The sequence below is a fragment of the Chitinimonas naiadis genome (assembly GCF_054780835.1).
The window spans coordinates 178342-194945 of sequence record NZ_BAAGVO010000006.1; the positions used below are offsets into that span (position 1 = coordinate 178342).

Consider the following 16604-nt stretch of genomic DNA (forward strand, 5'->3'; position numbering starts at 1 on the left):
CGGCAGGATGGCGTGGGGCTTACAGTTCGCCCTGAAACGCGACGCGTTCGAAGTCCTGGCCGCGCTCCAGTAGCTGATCCAGCCGGATCTTCTTGACCTGACCATCACCATGTACCTCGATGATGCGACCCGCCTTGTACCAGGTGGGTGGCAGCAGCAGGCTCTGCAGGGCTTGCAGGGCCGGCATGCTGGGTAGCAGCAAGGCCTGGGTGAAACGGTTGGAAAAGGTGTTGAGGCCGGTAGCCCGTACGGCGATGGCACGGGGGATGCCGGGCAAGATGCGGACGCCGATGGCGATCTCGCCTTCCGCGCCTTCCAGTAGCCAACGTACCGTGCCGATCATGTAAGCCTGGTCCGGTCGCGGCCGTACCGCGACCAGTTGGCTGTGCATGAAACGGCTGCCCGGCTGGTTGCGTTCCAGCCGGAAGCCCAGGGCGCTTTCGTTCTCGATCCGCCATTCTTCGAGCTCTGGCGCGGCCTCCTGGTCCTTGTGCTGACTGCCGCCTGCCAGGTGGTGAGCCTGTCCGCCGAACAGCTGGAAGTCGGCAATGGCGCGGCCGCGGAGTTCGGTCGGTTCTGCCGGCTGGCTGAAGCGCTCCCCGCCGATCGCATAGTGCGCCGCCACGAGCCCGAGGCCGAGTAGGGCGTTGACGTCCTGGTCTTTGCTGGCGCGGCGTGGCATACCGCGTTCCAACGGCGTGTCGCACCATTCCTGGTAGAGCGAGATCAGATGGTTTTCGACGCTGGCAGCAGCGTATTCCTCACCCAGGCCGAGCTGGGCAGGCGATTCGCCGGCGCGCAGGTATTTGATGCGTTTCTTGATGCTCTTGGCGATCGGGTCGATATCCAGGTAGCGCCAGCCTTCACCGCCACTTTGCGGATCGTGCCGACGCAGCTCGCCGGGCAGTTCCAGGTCCAATGCGAGCAGGCTGCGATCGGTTTCCTGCGGGGCATTGCCGAGGATATTGGCCTGGTTGGACCAGCGGTCCAGCAACTTGTCGGTCCAGAGTATCTGCCGTACCGGCATGGAACTGGGGTTGGCGGCAGTCAGTAGTAGCGCTTGCAGGAAGGCGGCCTGGCAGGAGGAGAGCTCGGTCTGCTTGTTGAGGCTGTCCTTGACGATCTTGGTGCCGACCTCGGCGTTCTGGGCGACTTCGTACAGGGCATACAGGTCGGCCCAGCGCGCGGTCGGGACCGCACGATAGGCCAGATGGTGCTCGCGGATGGCCAGGGCGGCGTAGCGCAGGGCGCGCTGGCCTACCAGGGCCTTGTGATCGGCGACCATGATGTCGCCCTTGATGGCGGCCTGCCAGCAATGCCGGTAGCCCGCACTCATGGCAAGCCAGAGTTGCGTATTGGCCTGCCAGACATTGTCCTCGCTCAGTGCCAGCGGAAACGGTTTGCCGAAATAGCGCTTGGCGTTTTCATCCTGCAGCATGGCGACCGGTTCGCGCAGCAGCTCCAGCATCTTGAGCCGCTCGATAGGCAGGACCGGGCTGACGTTGAGCCGGGCGAGGCTATCGAGTATCTCGCCATGGGCCTGCCGGACATTGATCATCGGGACCAGTTTCAGCCAGTCCTTGAAGCCGCGTGCGTCGGCAAATTCCATCGGCAGGCTGGGGTCCAGCGGGGGTAGTTCCAGTGCGTGCATGCTCAGCGCCTATTTCAAGGATTCAAGCATCAATAACTTGGATGCCAGCGTAGCTTTCAGGCGGTTCAAATCCACCTCGCGGGTGATCAGTTCCCGGACGGGGAGTGCCCAGATCGGCGAGGGGAAGTGCGGGTCGTCGCGCCAGCGCGGGATGATATGCCAGTGCAGATGTGGCACCACATTGCCCAGGCTGGCGAGATTGATCTTGTCGGGCTGCAACTCGTGACGCAAGACTTCTTCCACGGCCCAGACGGCGTTCATCAGTGCCGTGCGTTCCTCAAGGGCAAGCTCGGTCATTTCCGCATGGTGCTGATTGAGGATGACGCGGCAAAAGCCAGGATAGCCGGGCTCATCCACCAATACCACGCGGTAGAGGGCGGATTGCCACAGCAGCTCGCCGCCGTGGCTGTTGCACAGGGGGCAGGGGGAAGTAGTCATGATGGTAACAAGGCCGATCCCTATTGGTTCAACACCCTGCGACTGCTTTGCGCCGACATGGAGAGCGGCGCAAAGGTGCGGCCTTGTTAGGGAAAGTATCCGCTGCCGAGTGTATTACATTGGCATTGTGCGGCCGACGCCCCCGGGTGACAAGTGCTATGCCGGGGGAGTGTCCTGAACGGTTGCCTGCGCATGCTGAAGGGTCTGCCTGGCGATTCGCTTTTCCAGCCGGGCGACATCGTCGCGCAGGCGGTCCACTTCGTTGATGAATTGCTCAACCGAGGGGCGAGGCACGAGCAGGCGTGCTTCTTCCTGGATGTATTCCGTCGTGGCTTCCGCGAGGTTGCGCGCAATGCGGCGGGGATCGCCAATCCAGTCGCGGGCAAGCGTGGCGAGGCGATGGGCCGGTATGTCGCCCAGCAGGCGGGCGAGGTCGGCCTCGGCGTCCCAGTCCATGGCTTGCAGTACGCGGCCGACGGTGGCGGCAAGTTGGGTATCACCGCGGATCTGCAGTTCGCGCTCTGCCGCGGGATCCTGCATGGCCAGCCGGGGTAGCAGCCACGGCGGAATACTGATGCTGGCGTCGGCCTCGGTCGCGTCGCTGGCCTGCAGCAGGCCTTCCGGTGTGATGCGGAACGTCAGCCGCAGCGGTGGCACGCGCAGGCAGGCGGTACGGCCTGCCTGCGTGACCAGTTCCGCGCGCAGGTCGTTGCGCTGTTGCAGCAGATGGTTGAGAACGGCCAGTCTCAGCATGGTGTGTCGGGACTCAGGCGGCGGGCTCGTCGCCGAAGCGATCATTGCCTTCGCGCCAGCGATCGACGAAGCGCAGCTTGCTTTTGACCGGATCGGTATCGACTTCGATGATACGGCGGGCGTAGGGACGCAGGACATCGGCGATGCTGTTGAGCGAACCGATCAGGTAGAGGTCGACGTTTTCGTACTCGACCAGGTTCTGTACCGGTTCGTGGAAATCACCGTCGCCGGCGAACAGGGCCAGCTTGGTCCACTTGCGCTTATGGAAGGAGCGGGTCATGTGATAGACCAGGCCCACGTCCACGGCTTTCTGGGTGGTGATCTCGTAGTTGATGTGCGACTGCTCGGGATGGACCACCGGTCCGCCACCCAGATGGTTGGGCCAGTAGAGTTGCTTCTTTTGCAGCCAGTAGTTCTTTACGCGCAGGCCGGGGCCCTTGGGGTAGGGAAAGGACAGGGCGTTGTGGAGTTTCGAGGACATGGCCTGGTTGTCGTCGGCATTGAAGAAGTAGCCTTCGTCGACCGTATCGCCCAGTTCTTCCTCGATCAGTTTGCGCAGTTCCAGGTAGTTGATTTTTTCGCGGCCAAACGCCTTGTAAGCGTATGCGCCATCGATGAACAAACCTATGCTCATTGCAGAAAATCCTTAAACACTTCAATAAACTAAATTATGTTGATCGGCCAAGTTTCCACCTCCAGCCGTTTACTGCTTGCGGGACTTGCCCGCCCACCAACTTAGTCTAGGTGTTTGCCGGGATGATTGCCCCGGCGTTTGCTGCTTGGGAAAAACGGTTACTGACCTGCTCCGCACATTGCCCGCTCGCCGGTCAGAGCTTGTAGCCCTTGTGCAGGGCGACGACACCCGCCGTCAGGTTGAAATAGTCGACCTTGCTGAAGCCGACGTCGCGCATCATCTGCGCCAGTTCTTCCTGGCCGGGGTGCATGCGGATCGATTCGGCCAGGTACTGGTAGCTGGCGGCATCGTTGGCAACCAGCTCGCCCATCTTGGGCAGCAGCTTGAAGGAGTACAGGTCGTACAGCGGTGCCAGTGGCTTGGCGACCTTGGAGAACTCCAGTACCAGCAGGCGGCCGCCGGGCTTGAGCACGCGCAGCATCTCGGTCAGCGCGGCGTCCTTGTGGGTCATGTTGCGCAGGCCGAAGGCCACGGTCACGCAGTCGAAATAGTTGCTGGGGAAGGGGAGCTTCTCGCCATCGCACTGGGCGACCGGGTTGAGGAAGCCCTTGTCCAGCAGGCGGTCACGGCCCACAGTCAGCATGGAGCTGTTGATGTCGGTCAGCCACACCTGGCCGCTCTTGCCGACGCGCTTGAGGAAAGCCAGCGACAGGTCGCCGGTACCGCCGGCGATATCGAGCACCTTACCGCCTTCGCGCACGCCGCTCTGGGCGATGGTGAAGACTTTCCAGGCGCGATGCAGGCCGGCCGACATCAGGTCGTTCATGACATCGTATTTCTTGGCGACCGAATGAAAGACCTCGGCCACTTTCTGGGCCTTTTGCGATTCAGCGACGGTCTTGTAGCCAAAATGGGTGGTGTTTTCGCTCATGAGTCTCGAGACAGGCCCAGCGAGGCCAGCCTTTGCAGGTAGTCATTCCAGTTTGCCGCCTGATCGCGGCCCAGCTCGTACAGGGTGTCCCAGCCGTACAGGCCACTATTGTGCCCATCGTCGAACACCAGCTTGACCGCGTAGTGGCCCACCGGTTCGATGGCGACGATGTTCACCTGGCGCTTGCCGGCCAGTGTCTGCATGGGGCCGCCGTGTCCGCGGACCTCGGCCGAGGGGCTGAATACGCGCAGGTATTCGCACGGCAGGGTATAGCGTGCGCCGTCGTCGAACGCGACTTCCAGCAGGCGACTGGCAGCATGCAGGGTCAATTCGGTCGGGATGGGGGAGTCGGGACGCAGGCCGGCCATACAGGGGAGAGGCTTGGATAATGTTCAATGATACCGCGAGCCGGCATACATCGGTTAGCCATGGCGTAGGTAACAATTCAGTCGCGTTGGGGAACTTGTAATATTTCGGTCATGCTGAGTACTTAAGCTCGCAACAAATTCTTAGCGAAAGTGACTAGAGTCCCCACCATGCCAGCCAACATCCTGTTAGTCGAAGATGAACCCGCCATCCAGGAGCTGATCGCTTTCAACCTGCAACAGGCCGGCCATCATGTGCTGCGAGCCGACTCGGCCGAGGCCGGCATGTCCCTGGTGAAGACGGCCTTGCCGGACCTGATCCTGCTGGACTGGATGCTGCCGGGCATGAGCGGCATCGAGTTTGCCAAGAAGATCCGCGGTGATGAGCGCACCCGTTCGGTGCCGGTGATCATGCTGACCGCACGCTCGGAGGAGACCGACAAGATCATGGGCCTCGAGACCGGCGCCGATGACTACATCACCAAGCCGTTCAGCCCGCGCGAGTTGCAGGCGCGGATCAAGGCCGTGCTGCGCCGCCGGGCGCCGCAGATGACCGACGATGTGGTCGAGGTCAAGGGCCTGTCGCTGGATCCGGCGACGCACCGCGTTGCGGGCAATGGCTCAGGGATTGATCTCGGGCCAACCGAGTTCCGTCTGCTACATTTCTTCATGACGCACCCTGAGCGTGTACATTCGCGAGCCCAGTTGCTGGATCATGTCTGGGGCGACCATGTGTTCGTCGAGGAGCGGACGGTGGATGTGCATATCCGGCGCCTGCGTTCCGCGCTGGAAGCCACCGGTCACGATGCCTTGATCCAGACCGTTCGCGGTACGGGCTACCGACTCTCCGCGCTGTAACAGCGGCGCAATCCGGCTGGGCGAGCATCTGGCATCGCCTCGCCGGCTAACTTCAAACGGATCTCCTCATGTTCTGGTGGCGGACTATCGCGCTGCTCGTCGGCTTTGCCCTGCTTGCTCTCATGCTGCAACCCTTTCTCGGCTGGAGTGCCTCCCTGGCGGCCTTCCTGACCTGCGTGCTGTGGTTGCTGGCCTTCCATCTGCGTAATCTCGATCGTCTGGGCCGCTGGCTGGCCGACCCTACCCCGGGCACCGTACCGCACAGCTTTGGTAGCTGGGAGGCGATCTACGACCGGCTATATCGCATGGTCAGGGCGCAGGGCAAGAGCCAGCGCAAGCTGTCTGCGGCGCTCGACCGGTTCGTGGCGGCGGGCGAGGCGATGCCCGAAGGGGTGGTGGTGCTCGATACCAATGACCGTATCGAGTGGTGCAACCCGCGTTCCATGCAGCATCTGGGGCTGGATCGCAAGAAGGACCTGGGGCAGCACATTGCCTATCTGGTACGCCTGCCGGCCTTCCAGCATTACCTGACTACCCAGGACTACAGCCAGCCGGTGGTACTGCGCAATCTTGCCGGTGGCGACACGATACTCAGCGTGCAGCTGGTGCCTTTCGACAGTACCCGCAAGCTCTTGCTGACCCGGGATATTACCCAGCTGGAGCGGGTGCAGACGGTGCACCGCGACTTCGTGGCCAATGTATCGCATGAGCTGCGCACGCCGCTGACCGTGGTCGGGGGTTTTCTGGAGACCTTGATCGACCTGCCGGACATGGATGCTCCGACCCGCGAGTCGCAGCTCAAGATGATGTATGAGCAGACCGGCCGCATGCAGCGTCTGGTCGAGGACCTGCTGACGCTGTCCCGGCTCGAGAATGGCGTCGAGGCGCGCGAGGACCGGGTCGATGCGGCCAACCTGGCGCAGGTACTGGCCGCCGAGGCCGAAGGGCTGTCCAAGGGGCGGCACAAGGTACAGGTCGACTTGAGCAGCCAGTCCGGCCTGCGTGGCAATTACGACGAGTTGCACAGTGCCTTTGGCAACCTGGTCAGCAATGCCGTCCGCTATACCCCGGAGGGGGGCGAGATTCGGCTGAAGTGGCGGGTGGAGGACGGCTGCGGTGTGTTTGTGGTGCAGGATACCGGTCTGGGTATCGAGGCGCAGCATATACCTCGCCTGACCGAGCGCTTCTACCGGGTGGACCGTGGCCGTTCGCGCTCGACCGGCGGAACCGGCCTGGGGCTGGCCATCGTCAAGCACATCGCCCAACGGCACCAGGCCAAGCTGGAGGTGACCAGCGAGCTTGGGCGTGGCAGCTGCTTTGCCATCCGTTTCCCGGCAAATCGCTTGCTGGAACCGCAGGAGCTGGCGATACCGGGCAAGTAAGTTGGCCGTAAGTTATGTAGTTGCTTAGGCCAACTACCTCACCTAACATGGTTCTTCCCCCTATTCAGCCTTGCGAAGTCCGCCATGAATCCCTTGCTTCAAGCCAAATCCCTGGGCCAACGTCTGTGGCTCGACAATCTGTCGCGCGAACTGCTGGCCGGTCCGCTGCAAAAACTGATCGCTGAAGACGGGCTGGCGGGGGTCACCTCCAATCCGGCCATCTTCCAGAAGTCCATTTCCTCCGGTGCCGGCTATGCCGACGACCTGGCGAAGCTGAAGCAGCAGTCGTTGACGACCGAACAGCGCTTCGAGGCGCTGGCGGTGCCGGACGTGCAGGGCGCATGCGACCTGTTCGCGGTGAGCTACCGTGAGTCGCAGGGCCTGGATGGTTATGTCAGCCTCGAAGTGTCGCCCTACCTGGCCCGTGATACCGCAGGCACTGAGGCCGCGGCCAAGCGCCTGTGGGCGGCGATCGATCGTCCCAATGCCATGATCAAGATTCCCGCCACGGTGGAGAGCCTGCCGGCCTTTACCGCGGCGATCGCCGCCGGCATCAATGTCAACGTGACCTTGATGTTCGGCGCCCGCCATTGCGACCAGGTGTTCGATGCCTACGTCGCCGGCCTGCGTCAGCGTATTGCCCAGGGTGGCGATGTCCGCCACGTGCGCTCGGTCGCCAGCCTGTTCCTGTCGCGCGTCGACAGCCTGCTGGACGGCAAGCTCGATGCGATCGGTGGCGAGGCGGTGGCGCTCAAGGGCAAGGCCGCCATTGCCATGGTGCGGGTGTCCTATGCGCGCTGGATGGCGCGCTGGGCCAGTGAGGAATGCGGGGACCTGCGTGCCGCCGGCGCCAATATCCAGCGTCTGCTGTGGGCCAGCACCGGCACCAAGAACGCGGCTTACCCGGACACGATGTATGTGGACGAGCTGATCGGCCCGGATACCGTCAATACCTTGCCCGATGCGACCCTGGCTGCCTTCCGCGACCATGGTAGCGCTGCTCCGCGCCTGACGCAGGGCGTGGCCGAAGCCGAGGCGGTGCTGGCGAAGCTGGCGGCGGCGGGGATCGATATCGATGCCGCGGCGACCCAGTTGCAGGTAGACGGCCTGAAGCTGTTCGACGAGGCCTTCGACAAGCTGCTTGCCTTGCTGGCCTGATGCCGGCTTGATCGACTGCCATGCAAAACGGCCTCCTGGTGAGGCCGTTTTGCATGATGCTGTGGTTCAGGCGGGTGGCGCACTACTGTCCGAGCCGTCCGGCAGGTGCAGGCGGCCGGTGTGATAGTCGTACTCGTAGGCTTCGCCGTAGCGGCCCCATTCCACGGCGACCTTCAGTATCTGTTCGGCTTCCTCCGCTTCCACGAACTCCAGCAGGAGCTCGATGAAGCGTTTTTCCGGCAGGGCGCCGCTCGGTTCCTGCTCCAGGCTGCGGCGGATATGGGCGGCCAGGGGGGCATGGCTCAGCAGCTGCTGGCCGAAGATCTCCTGCTTCAAGGCCTGTTCGGCGCCGACATAGCGCTGCCCCAGCGGGGTGAGCGCGATATCGCCTTTCTCCACCTGTGCCAGCGCCAGTTGGCCAAGTGCTTCGTAGACCGGGAACAGTTCCTCGTCCGGCAGTTCGGCTTCCTCGGCCAGTTGCGGCAGGTCGGCGCGACCGTTGAAGGGGGCGTCGGCCAACAGGTCCAGGATGGCTTCCATGCGGCCGATGTCGGTCAAGGGCAGGCGGTAGTCCAGCACGGTGCCGCTCGAGACGCCGGCACTGACCGGCTTGGCCGACCGCATGGTCATCAGGGCGTAGACCTCGTCGATCAGCGTACGGACGGCGGCGGAATCGACATTGCGGGGGCGCGGCAGGTCGATCTTGATCTGGCAGCGGACCTGGCCCGGGTCGCTTGCCATGATCAGGATGCGGTCGGCCATCATTACGGCTTCCTCGATATTGTGCGAGACGATGAGGATGCCCTTGGTGGGAATCTTGCGGCCGTCCCACAGCTCGAGCATGTCGTTACGTAGTGTCTCGCCGGTCAGTACATCCAGCGCCGAGAAGGCTTCGTCCATCAGCAGCACGTCGGGGTTGGTCACCAGGGCCCGGGCGATGCCGACGCGCTGGCGCATGCCGCCGGACAGCTCGCGCGGCAAGGCGCCGCCGAAGCCTGACAGCCCGATCAGCTCCAGCACCTCGTCCGCGCGCCGCTCCCGTTCGGCCTTGCCGACGCCCTGGGCCTCCAGACCCAGCTCCACGTTCTGCTGTACGGTCAGCCAGGGAAACAGGGCGAAGGACTGGAATACCATGGCGATGCCGGCTGCCGGACCGTAGATGGGCTGGCCGCGATAGGCGGCCTGGCCGCCATCGGCGGAAATCAGGCCGGCCATGATGCGTAGCAGGGTGGACTTGCCGGAGCCGGACTTGCCCAAGAGGGCAACGATCTCGCCCTCGTGCAGCGTGAAGTCGACGTTGGCCAGAACACTGCGGGCAACACCGTCGGTGCTGCGGAAGGATTTGTGGACGTCGGCAAGGGTGATCAATGCGTGCTGGTCCATGTGCTGGAACCTCCTGGAAATCTCGTATCTCGCCTGGGCGAGGTTTGCTTGCATCGGCGAGGGCGGCGCTGCCGGTTCGCTCATTCCTCGTTGCTGCGGTCTTCGGCCAGTACGTACAGCTTGCGCCAGAAGAACCGGTTCAGGCACATGACGAAGATGCACATCACGCCGATGCCCAGGCCGATACGCGGGAAGTCGCCGGCGTCGGTCATCTGCTTGATGTAGCTGCCGAGGCCGCTGGCGACCAGCTTGGTATCGCCCCAACTGACGTACTCACAGACGATGCTGGCGTTCCAGGAGCCGCCGCTGGCGGTGACGGCGCCGGTGACGAAGCTGGGGAAGACCGCTGGCAGGTAGAAGCGTTTCCATTTCAGCCAGCCGGTCAGGCCGAGGTTGTCGGCGGCCAGCCGCAGTTCGGTCGGTATGGTGGAGGCGCCGGCCACGACATTGAACAGGATGTACCACTGGGTGCCGAACACCATCAGGGGGCTGAGCCACCAGTTGGGGTTGAGCTGCAGGGTGACCATCACGAATACCACCAGCGGGAACAGCAGGTTCACCGGGAAGGCGGCCAGGAACTGCGCTACGGCCTGTACACGCTGCGAATAGCGCGGCCGCAGGCCGATCCAGACCGCGATGGGTACCCACACCAGCGAGGCCAGCAGGATCAGCAGCAGGACGCGAATCAGGGTCAGGAAGCCCAGGCCGAAGACATGGCCGACCTCACCCCAGCCGACTTCGCTGTGGACGAAGACGAACAGGCGGTAGAAGCCGAACAGTGCGCCGGCCGCCAGGACCGCGTCCCAGATGCGCGCCCAGACCGGGTCCAGCCGACGCTGGCGCGCGCGGATGGAGGTGCCGTCGTGGTGCTGGCGGAACCAGCCCAGCGCACGGCTGAGCTGGAACCAGAACCGATCGGTCAGTGAGCGGACCCAGTTGCTGCGGCGCATCCAGTCCAGCAGCCAGGACTGTTGGGCGGTATCGCTCTGTGATTCCTCGAAGCGGAACTTGTCGGCCCAGGCCAGCAGGGGGCGGAAGAACAACTGGTCATAGAGCAGGATGCCGGCCAGCATGGCGCCGATGGCCCAGCCGATGGCGGCCAGGTTGCGCTGCTCGATGGCGACGGCGATATAGGAGCCGATGCCGGGTAGCTTGATGTCCTGGTTGGCGACTGTGATGGCTTCGGCCGCGACCAGGAAGAACCAGCCGCCGGACATAGACATCATCATGTTCCATAGCAGCGCCGGCATGGCGAAGGGGAGCTCGAGCCGCCAAAAGCGTTGCCAGCCGGACAGGCGGAAGACGCGGGCGGCTTCGGCCAGCTCGGGCGGGACGGTGCGGAAGGACTGGTAGAGGCTGAAGGCCATGTTCCAGGCCTGCGAGCTGAACAAAGCAAAGACCGCAGCGCATTCGACCCCGACCAGGTTGCCGGGAAACAGGGCGATGAAGGGGGCGATGGCGATGGCCTGGAAGCCCAGGATGGGCACGGACTGCAGGATGTCCAGCGCGGGCAGCATGGCCTTCTCGGCGGCGCGGTACTTGGCGGCGATGGCGGCGAACAGCACGCTGAACAGCAGCGAGAAGGCGAGTGCGATGAACATGCGCAGGATGGTGCGCAAGAGGTAGTAAGGCAGGTAGAGCGGGTCCAGCGAGATGGGCAGCGACTGGCCGACCGCGAAGGGACGCGTCATCTGCATGGCGCCAAAGGTGACTGCAGCGAGGATGCCGAGCAGGATGGGCAGTACGGCCCAGTCCCAGCGATTGGGACGGGTGCTGAGCCGGCCGGCGGCATTGGCCTGGAAGGGGGAGAGCTGGAACATGGTGTCCTCTCGGCGGCTGGGCGGCGAGTCGGGCGCGTGTTGGCAAAAACGACTGGAGCCGCATTGTGCGGCTCCAGTCTTATGCTTAGCTTAAATGCCGACAGCGAGGACGCTTACATCTCGACTTGCGTCCCCATCTCGACTACGCGGTTGGGCGGGATCTTGAAGAAGTCGGTCGGGCGCTGGGCATTGCGCTGCATCCAGGTGAACACCTTGAGCTGCAGCCAGGGCATGTCGTACTTGCGGGCCGGCTGGCGGTCGCAAATGATGGTCTCGCGCGACAGGAAGTAGGAGGTCGTCATTTCCTCGGTGACGAGGCCATGGTCGCGCTCCGCCAAGAAGAGGATCTCGGGGACGGATGGGTCCTCAATGAAGCCGTAGGTGGCGACGATCTGCCAGAACGACGGTGACAGGCGGGTGACCTTGAGCTTGTCCTTGTCGGCCACCTTGGGGATGTCGGTCGAACTGATGGTCAGGAAGATCACCTGCTCATGCAGCACCTTGTTGTGCTTGAGGTTGTGCAGCAGGGCGTGCGGAGTGCTGTCCACGCTGCCGGTCATGAAGATGGCGGAGCCTTCGACGCGGTGCGGCGGGTTGGCCTCGATGCTCTGTACGAACAGGTCGAGCGGGAGTTCGCCGTCGTGGATGCGATGGAACAGCTGCCGGCGGCCACGCTTCCAGGTGAACATCATGCCCAGCATGATCAGGCCGACCATCATCGGGAACCAGCCGCCTTCCGGGATCTTGGGGATGTTGGCGGCCAGCAGGGCAAGATCGATCAGCACGAAGAAGGTCAGCAGTGCGCGGATGGCGCGGGTGCGGCCCGGCTTGCTGCTTTGCTTCAGGGCGACGAAGGCGGTCGTCGTGGTCATGATCATGATGCCGCAGATGGCAAAGCCGTAGGCTGCGGCGAGATTGCCCGAGCTCTTGAAGGTCAGCACCAGTACCAGCACGGCCGCGCACATGCCCCAGTTCACACCGGGGATGTAGATCTGGCCGATTTCCTTGTCGGAGGTATGGTGGATATCCATGCGCGGCATGTAGCCGAGCTGGATGGCCTGGCGGGTGATCGAGAACACGCCGGAGATCAGTGCCTGCGAGGCGATCACGGTGGCTGCGGCTGACAGGATGACCAGCGGCAGGACCAGTGAGGCGGGGGCGAGCAGGAAGAAAGGATGGGCGGCGGCGCTCGGGTCGTGCAGGATCAGTGCACCCTGGCCGTAGTAGTTCAGCAGGAGGCCGGGCAGTGCGAGTGAGAACCAGCCTACCTGGATGGGCTTGCGGCCAAAGTGGCCCATGTCCGCGTAGATTGCCTCCGCACCGGTGACGGCCAGTACAACGGCGCCGAGCGACAGGAAGGCGAGGCTGGGCTGGGCCAGGAAGAAACTGATGGCGTAGGTCGGCGATAGGGCCTTGAGTACCGAGGGGTCGCGCACGATGCCGCCGATGCCCAGCACGCCAAGCGACACGAACCACAGCACCATGATGGGGCCGAAGAACTTGCCGACACCACCGGTGCCGTGCCGCTGTACGGCGAACAGCGCGATGATGATCACCATGGTCAGCGGAATCACCCAGTGCTCGAAACGTGGGTCGATCAGCTTCAGGCCTTCCACGGCTGACAGCACTGATACCGCAGGGGTGATGACGCCGTCGCCATAGAACAGTGCAGCACCGGCCACCCCCAGCAGGATGAAGATGGAGAACTGGCCGCGGCGGCGCTTGGTATTGCGCAGTGCCAGCGCCATCAGGGCAAGGATGCCCCCTTCGCCGTTGTTGTCGGCACGCAGCATGAAGAAGACGTACTTGAAGGAGACGACGATCAGCAGCGCCCAGGTGATGAGCGACAGGATGCCCAGTACGTTGGCGGGGTTGGCGATCAGTCCGTGCTTGGCATCGAAGCACTCTGCGATGGTGTAGAGCGGGCTGGTGCCGATGTCGCCGTAGACCACGCCCAGTGCGGCGAGGGTCGTGGCGGCGAGCTTCTTGGTGTCTTGCTGGCCTTGCTGGGCGCTCATGACAACGCTTTCTGGAAACCAGTGGGGAGTGGCGGCGGATTATAGACCCGCTGCGCTGCGATGGTGCGCTGCAATATCCAACTGCTGCGCAATGGTGCACTTCTTGCCACAGTGAGCTTTTACTCGATTATGGTGCCGGCGGGCCCCCGTAGCGGGGCCAGTCGAAAAAGGGGCCGGGATCGGTCTTGCGCTCCGGTGCGATATGGCAATGTCCGACCAGGTGACGAATGGCAAAGTTTGCGTTCAGGTTGGCCAGCAGGCCATCCAGGGTGGCGTACTGGGCGGGTTCGTAGGCCCACTCATCGCCACCTTCCAGTTCGATCCCGATAGAGAAATCATTGCAACGCTGGCGATCCTGCCAGTGCGATACGCCGGCATGCCAGGCGCGGGCATGGCAGGGCACGAACTGGATCAGCTCGCCATCACGGCGGATGAAGAAGTGCGAGGAAACGCGCACATGCTGCAACTCTTCATAGCAGGGATGCGCCGTGGGGTCGCAGCGATTGGTGAACAACCGCTCCACGCCATCGCCGCCGAACTGGCCGGGAGGCAGGCTGATCGAATGGATGACGACCATGTCGATGACCGTATCGGCAGGGCGCTGGTCCTGGTTGGGGGAGGGAATCCGCCGGGCTTCGTCCAACCAGCCTGCCGCGTCCATCTTCATAGGGCCTTGGCCTTGTAGTCGCAAAGATCCTCCACCACGCACACGCCGCAATCCGGCTTGCGCGCCTTGCAGACATAACGTCCATGCAATATCAGCCAGTGATGTGCGTCGAGCATGAATTCCTTCGGTATCACCTTGACCAGCTTGTCCTCAACCGCGCGGACATCCTTGCCCGGCGCGAGCCCGGTACGGTTGGCGACGCGGAAGATATGCGTGTCCACGGCCATGGTCGGCTGGCCGAATGCGGTGTTCAGTACCACGTTGGCTGTCTTGCGGCCGACACCGGGCAGCGCTTCCAGCGCTTCCCGGGTTTGAGGCACTTCGCCGTCGTGCAGTTCCATCAGCATGCGGCACAGCTCGATGACATGGCGCGCCTTGCTGCGATAGAGACCAATGGTCTGAATATAGCTTTCCAGGCCCGCCTGCCCCAAGGCATGGATGGCTGCCGGCGTATTGGCGACCGGATAGAGCTTGCGGGTGGCCTTGTTGACGCCGACATCCGTGGCCTGGGCGGAGAGGACCACGGAGACCAGGAGCTCGAACGGAGTGCTGTATTCCAGTTCGGTCCGAGGTTCGGGGTTCTGCGCCCGCAGGCGCTCGAAAAATTCGCGGCGGCTGTCTTTGTTCAAGATGCGGTTCCGGGAGCAATCAGGGCTGGGCCTGGCTGTGAAGGATGAAGGCGTTGATCAGTTCCAGCGCATCGGTGGCGTTGGTGGCGAAGCCCTGGAAGGCGAGGCCGATATGGTGCTGCCCGTCGAGCCCGGTCGGGCGGCAGGCGGCAATGCGGCCACGCGCCTGGATGATGTGCTCGCGACCACGCAGCGGCAGCATGAAAAAGACGTCGCAGTCCTGGTCTTCCGGGAGTGGGGCGTTATGCACCATGCCCAGGCCGGCGGGGGAGAGGTCTTCGATGTTGCCAAGCAGGTTGGCGCCGGCGGGTGTGATGACCTTGACCCAGGTCCGAAAGCGCAGCCGGTCATGCAGGCGGGTATGGATCGTCATGGTATCGGCCGGGCTCACTTGCCTGCCGGCTTGTCCCGCCGCGGCAATTGCAGAGTCTCGTCGCTGCGCCATTGTCGCGCTTCGCGCTCGCGCGACTCGGCAATGACCCGCCAGATGCGCCAGGCACCCCAGGCCATGCCGAAGCCCAGCAGCAGTAGCGCAAGATTGAAGTGGCCGTGCTGTAACAGCAGCACCATCGCGATGGCGCCGAAAAACAGGCCGATTTTGGCGAAGCTCATGGATCGTTCCTCAGTGCGGTTTCTTGCCCGGCGGCTGGGCCAGTCGTGCGGCCGCCTTCGCCATAATGCTGTCGAGTTTGGCGCGTTTCAACTGGGCTGGGTCATCGACCAGGGGGGCTGGACTGCTGCGGGCCAGTGCGGCGGCGATCTTGGCCTGCTTGGCGGGGTCGGCGAAGTGCGGGTCCTGCTGCTTGGCGAGGGCCTTGGCCGCGAGCCGCGCGCTGCGCTCCTGCTTCTCGCGTGACTGGCGCAGTTGTCGTTGCTGGTGCCGCAGGCGCCAGTAGCCCGCCTGTTGCTGCAGTCGACCTGGCTCGGCCGGGCGTGCCGCCGGCACCATGCTGATGCAGTCGACCGGGCAGGGGGCGATGCAGAGTTCGCAGCCGGTACACTCGTCGGTCAGGACCGTATGCATCTGTTTGACCGCACCGAGGATGGCATCCACCGGGCAGGCCTGTATGCACAGGGTGCAGCCTATGCAGTGGGCTTCGTCGATCAGGGCCAGGGCGAACGGCTTGTGGCTGCCGTGGACGGGGTTCAGCGGAATGACCGGCCTACCGGTCAGGGCAGCCAGCGCGGCGATGCCTTCGTCGCCACCCGGCGGGCACTGGTCGATCCCCGCGCTGTTGTCGGCAATGGCCTCGGCGTAGCCGCGGCAGTCCGGGTAGCCGCATTGCGTGCATTGCGTTTGCGGCAGGAGGGTGTCGATTCGATCGGCGAGAGACATCATGCTGTAATCAGGTCTGCGGGTATCAATGAGTACAGCACCGAGTCACGGGCTTCACCACGCGACAGCAGGCCGTTACGCAGCAGGGCTTCGTACTGGTAGCCGGCTTTTTCGGCGACGCGGCGGCTGGCGACATTGTCGACCAGCGCTCCGATCTCGAGCCGTGTCAGCCCCAATTGTTCGAACGCAAAGCGGCTGACCAGTTGCACGGCATGGGTGACGGCACCGCGGCCAGTCGCGCTGCTGCGTATCCAGTAACCGACGTTGGCCTGGTTCAGGAACAGGTCCTGTACGGCGCTCAGGCCGACACTGCCCAGCAGGGTCTGGTCCGCTGTGTCTTCGATCACGAAGCTGTAAGACCCCTGTGCGGCATGCCAGGCGCTGACCCGGCCGGCGACGTACAACTCTGCTTCCGTCTCGCTGTAGGCGGCATGGCACCATGACAGCCATGGCGACAGGGTGGGGATTGACTCCTTTACCGCGGCAAAGAAGGCGGCCGTATCACCGGTGCGGAAGGGGCGGATGCGTATGCCGCCCTGTTCGGCGACATACGCTGCACGCGGAATCGGTGGGCGGACCAC

General features: G+C 63.6%; 18 protein-coding genes. 3 read left to right on the forward strand and 15 right to left on the reverse strand.

All coding sequences use genetic code 11. From position 1 onward, the window contains the following. Nucleotides 1-19 precede the first annotated feature (19 nt). From ACYVHK_RS20100 to ACYVHK_RS20125, 6 genes are all read right to left on the reverse strand, one after another. Nucleotides 20-1651: a hypothetical protein gene (locus ACYVHK_RS20100; protein WP_460535809.1), complete on the reverse strand. Its 1632-nt coding sequence runs from the start codon at nt 1649-1651 to the stop codon at nt 20-22. Nucleotides 1652-1660: 9 nt separating this feature from the next. Next, nucleotides 1661-2089, reverse strand: a complete 429-nt coding sequence (locus ACYVHK_RS20105; protein WP_460535811.1) for an HIT family protein — start codon at nt 2087-2089, stop codon at nt 1661-1663. A gap of 156 nt (nt 2090-2245) precedes the next feature. Continuing rightward, nucleotides 2246-2842 carry a ubiquinone biosynthesis accessory factor UbiJ gene (locus ACYVHK_RS20110; RefSeq protein WP_460535813.1) on the reverse strand — a complete coding sequence of 199 codons (597 nt, stop codon included), beginning with the start codon at nt 2840-2842 and terminating at the stop codon, nt 2246-2248. Between the two features lie 13 nt (nt 2843-2855). Next, a complete protein-coding gene (locus ACYVHK_RS20115; RefSeq protein WP_460535815.1) occupies nt 2856-3476 on the reverse strand; it encodes an NYN domain-containing protein in 621 nt (206 codons plus the stop codon). Between the two features lie 193 nt (nt 3477-3669). After that, nucleotides 3670-4407, reverse strand: a complete 738-nt coding sequence (gene ubiE / locus ACYVHK_RS20120; protein WP_460535817.1) for a class I SAM-dependent methyltransferase — start codon at nt 4405-4407, stop codon at nt 3670-3672. After that, nucleotides 4404-4775, reverse strand: coding sequence for a gamma-butyrobetaine hydroxylase family protein (locus ACYVHK_RS20125; protein ID WP_460535819.1), 372 nt, complete (start codon nt 4773-4775; stop codon nt 4404-4406). Before ACYVHK_RS20125 ends, ubiE begins: the two co-directional genes overlap by 4 nt. A gap of 168 nt (nt 4776-4943) precedes the next feature. On the opposite strand from ACYVHK_RS20125, the gene phoB reads away from it, so the two are divergent. From phoB to tal, 3 genes are all read left to right on the forward strand, one after another. After that, on the forward strand, nt 4944-5630 hold the full coding sequence (gene phoB, locus ACYVHK_RS20130) for a response regulator transcription factor PhoB (RefSeq protein WP_460535821.1): 687 nt from the start codon (nt 4944-4946) through the stop codon (nt 5628-5630). Between the two features lie 68 nt (nt 5631-5698). Then, on the forward strand, nt 5699-7012 hold the full coding sequence (gene phoR / locus ACYVHK_RS20135) for a phosphate regulon sensor histidine kinase PhoR (protein ID WP_460535824.1): 1314 nt from the start codon (nt 5699-5701) through the stop codon (nt 7010-7012). A gap of 84 nt (nt 7013-7096) precedes the next feature. After that, nucleotides 7097-8170, forward strand: coding sequence for a transaldolase (gene tal / locus ACYVHK_RS20140; protein ID WP_460535826.1), 1074 nt, complete (start codon nt 7097-7099; stop codon nt 8168-8170). Nucleotides 8171-8236: 66 nt separating this feature from the next. Here tal and ACYVHK_RS20145 read toward each other — a convergent pair whose 3' ends face one another. The 9 genes from ACYVHK_RS20145 to ACYVHK_RS20185 form a co-directional block, all read right to left on the reverse strand. Beyond that, nucleotides 8237-9553, reverse strand: a complete 1317-nt coding sequence (locus tag ACYVHK_RS20145; RefSeq protein WP_460535829.1) for an ABC transporter ATP-binding protein — start codon at nt 9551-9553, stop codon at nt 8237-8239. 80 nt (nt 9554-9633) lie between these two features. Beyond that, the gene (locus tag ACYVHK_RS20150) at nt 9634-11373 is read right to left on the reverse strand and encodes an ABC transporter permease (protein ID WP_460535831.1); all 1740 of its coding nucleotides are present in this window, start codon (nt 11371-11373) and stop codon (nt 9634-9636) included. Between the two features lie 113 nt (nt 11374-11486). Then, complete coding sequence (locus ACYVHK_RS20155; protein WP_460535833.1) at nt 11487-13391, reverse strand: potassium transporter Kup; 1905 nt, start codon at nt 13389-13391, stop codon at nt 11487-11489. Between the two features lie 127 nt (nt 13392-13518). Then, a complete protein-coding gene (gene ampD / locus ACYVHK_RS20160) occupies nt 13519-14058 on the reverse strand; it encodes an N-acetylmuramoyl-L-alanine amidase (RefSeq protein ID WP_460535835.1) in 540 nt (179 codons plus the stop codon). Then, nucleotides 14055-14687 carry an endonuclease III domain-containing protein gene (nth, locus tag ACYVHK_RS20165; protein WP_460535837.1) on the reverse strand — a complete coding sequence of 211 codons (633 nt, stop codon included), beginning with the start codon at nt 14685-14687 and terminating at the stop codon, nt 14055-14057. The genes ampD and nth overlap by 4 nt, the downstream gene beginning before the upstream one ends. Before the next feature lie 19 nt (nt 14688-14706). Next, on the reverse strand, nt 14707-15060 hold the full coding sequence (locus tag ACYVHK_RS20170; protein ID WP_460535839.1) for a PilZ domain-containing protein: 354 nt from the start codon (nt 15058-15060) through the stop codon (nt 14707-14709). A gap of 14 nt (nt 15061-15074) precedes the next feature. Continuing rightward, nucleotides 15075-15299, reverse strand: a complete 225-nt coding sequence (locus ACYVHK_RS20175; protein WP_460535841.1) for a hypothetical protein — start codon at nt 15297-15299, stop codon at nt 15075-15077. 10 nt (nt 15300-15309) lie between these two features. Next, a complete protein-coding gene (rsxB, locus tag ACYVHK_RS20180) occupies nt 15310-16026 on the reverse strand; it encodes an electron transport complex subunit RsxB (RefSeq protein WP_460535843.1) in 717 nt (238 codons plus the stop codon). Next, nucleotides 16023-16604: a GNAT family N-acetyltransferase gene (locus tag ACYVHK_RS20185; protein ID WP_460535845.1), complete on the reverse strand. Its 582-nt coding sequence runs from the start codon at nt 16602-16604 to the stop codon at nt 16023-16025. Before ACYVHK_RS20185 ends, rsxB begins: the two co-directional genes overlap by 4 nt.

What these genes read in the sequence shown, in the direction of transcription:
- ACYVHK_RS20100 (WP_460535809.1), bottom strand. Translation starts at nt 1,651, where the DNA reads ATGCACGCACTGGAACTACCCCCGCTGGACCCCAGCCTGCCGATGGAA.
- ACYVHK_RS20105 (WP_460535811.1), bottom strand. Translation starts at nt 2,089, where the DNA reads ATGACTACTTCCCCCTGCCCCCTGTGCAACAGCCACGGCGGCGAGCTG.
- ACYVHK_RS20110 (WP_460535813.1), bottom strand. Translation starts at nt 2,842, where the DNA reads ATGCTGAGACTGGCCGTTCTCAACCATCTGCTGCAACAGCGCAACGAC.
- ACYVHK_RS20115 (WP_460535815.1), bottom strand. Translation starts at nt 3,476, where the DNA reads ATGAGCATAGGTTTGTTCATCGATGGCGCATACGCTTACAAGGCGTTT.
- ubiE (WP_460535817.1), bottom strand. Translation starts at nt 4,407, where the DNA reads ATGAGCGAAAACACCACCCATTTTGGCTACAAGACCGTCGCTGAATCG.
- ACYVHK_RS20125 (WP_460535819.1), bottom strand. Translation starts at nt 4,775, where the DNA reads ATGGCCGGCCTGCGTCCCGACTCCCCCATCCCGACCGAATTGACCCTG.
- phoB (WP_460535821.1), top strand. Translation starts at nt 4,944, where the DNA reads ATGCCAGCCAACATCCTGTTAGTCGAAGATGAACCCGCCATCCAGGAG.
- phoR (WP_460535824.1), top strand. Translation starts at nt 5,699, where the DNA reads ATGTTCTGGTGGCGGACTATCGCGCTGCTCGTCGGCTTTGCCCTGCTT.
- tal (WP_460535826.1), top strand. Translation starts at nt 7,097, where the DNA reads ATGAATCCCTTGCTTCAAGCCAAATCCCTGGGCCAACGTCTGTGGCTC.
- ACYVHK_RS20145 (WP_460535829.1), bottom strand. Translation starts at nt 9,553, where the DNA reads ATGGACCAGCACGCATTGATCACCCTTGCCGACGTCCACAAATCCTTC.
- ACYVHK_RS20150 (WP_460535831.1), bottom strand. Translation starts at nt 11,373, where the DNA reads ATGTTCCAGCTCTCCCCCTTCCAGGCCAATGCCGCCGGCCGGCTCAGC.
- ACYVHK_RS20155 (WP_460535833.1), bottom strand. Translation starts at nt 13,391, where the DNA reads ATGAGCGCCCAGCAAGGCCAGCAAGACACCAAGAAGCTCGCCGCCACG.
- ampD (WP_460535835.1), bottom strand. Translation starts at nt 14,058, where the DNA reads ATGAAGATGGACGCGGCAGGCTGGTTGGACGAAGCCCGGCGGATTCCC.
- ACYVHK_RS20170 (WP_460535839.1), bottom strand. Translation starts at nt 15,060, where the DNA reads ATGACGATCCATACCCGCCTGCATGACCGGCTGCGCTTTCGGACCTGG.
- ACYVHK_RS20175 (WP_460535841.1), bottom strand. Translation starts at nt 15,299, where the DNA reads ATGAGCTTCGCCAAAATCGGCCTGTTTTTCGGCGCCATCGCGATGGTG.
- rsxB (WP_460535843.1), bottom strand. Translation starts at nt 16,026, where the DNA reads ATGATGTCTCTCGCCGATCGAATCGACACCCTCCTGCCGCAAACGCAA.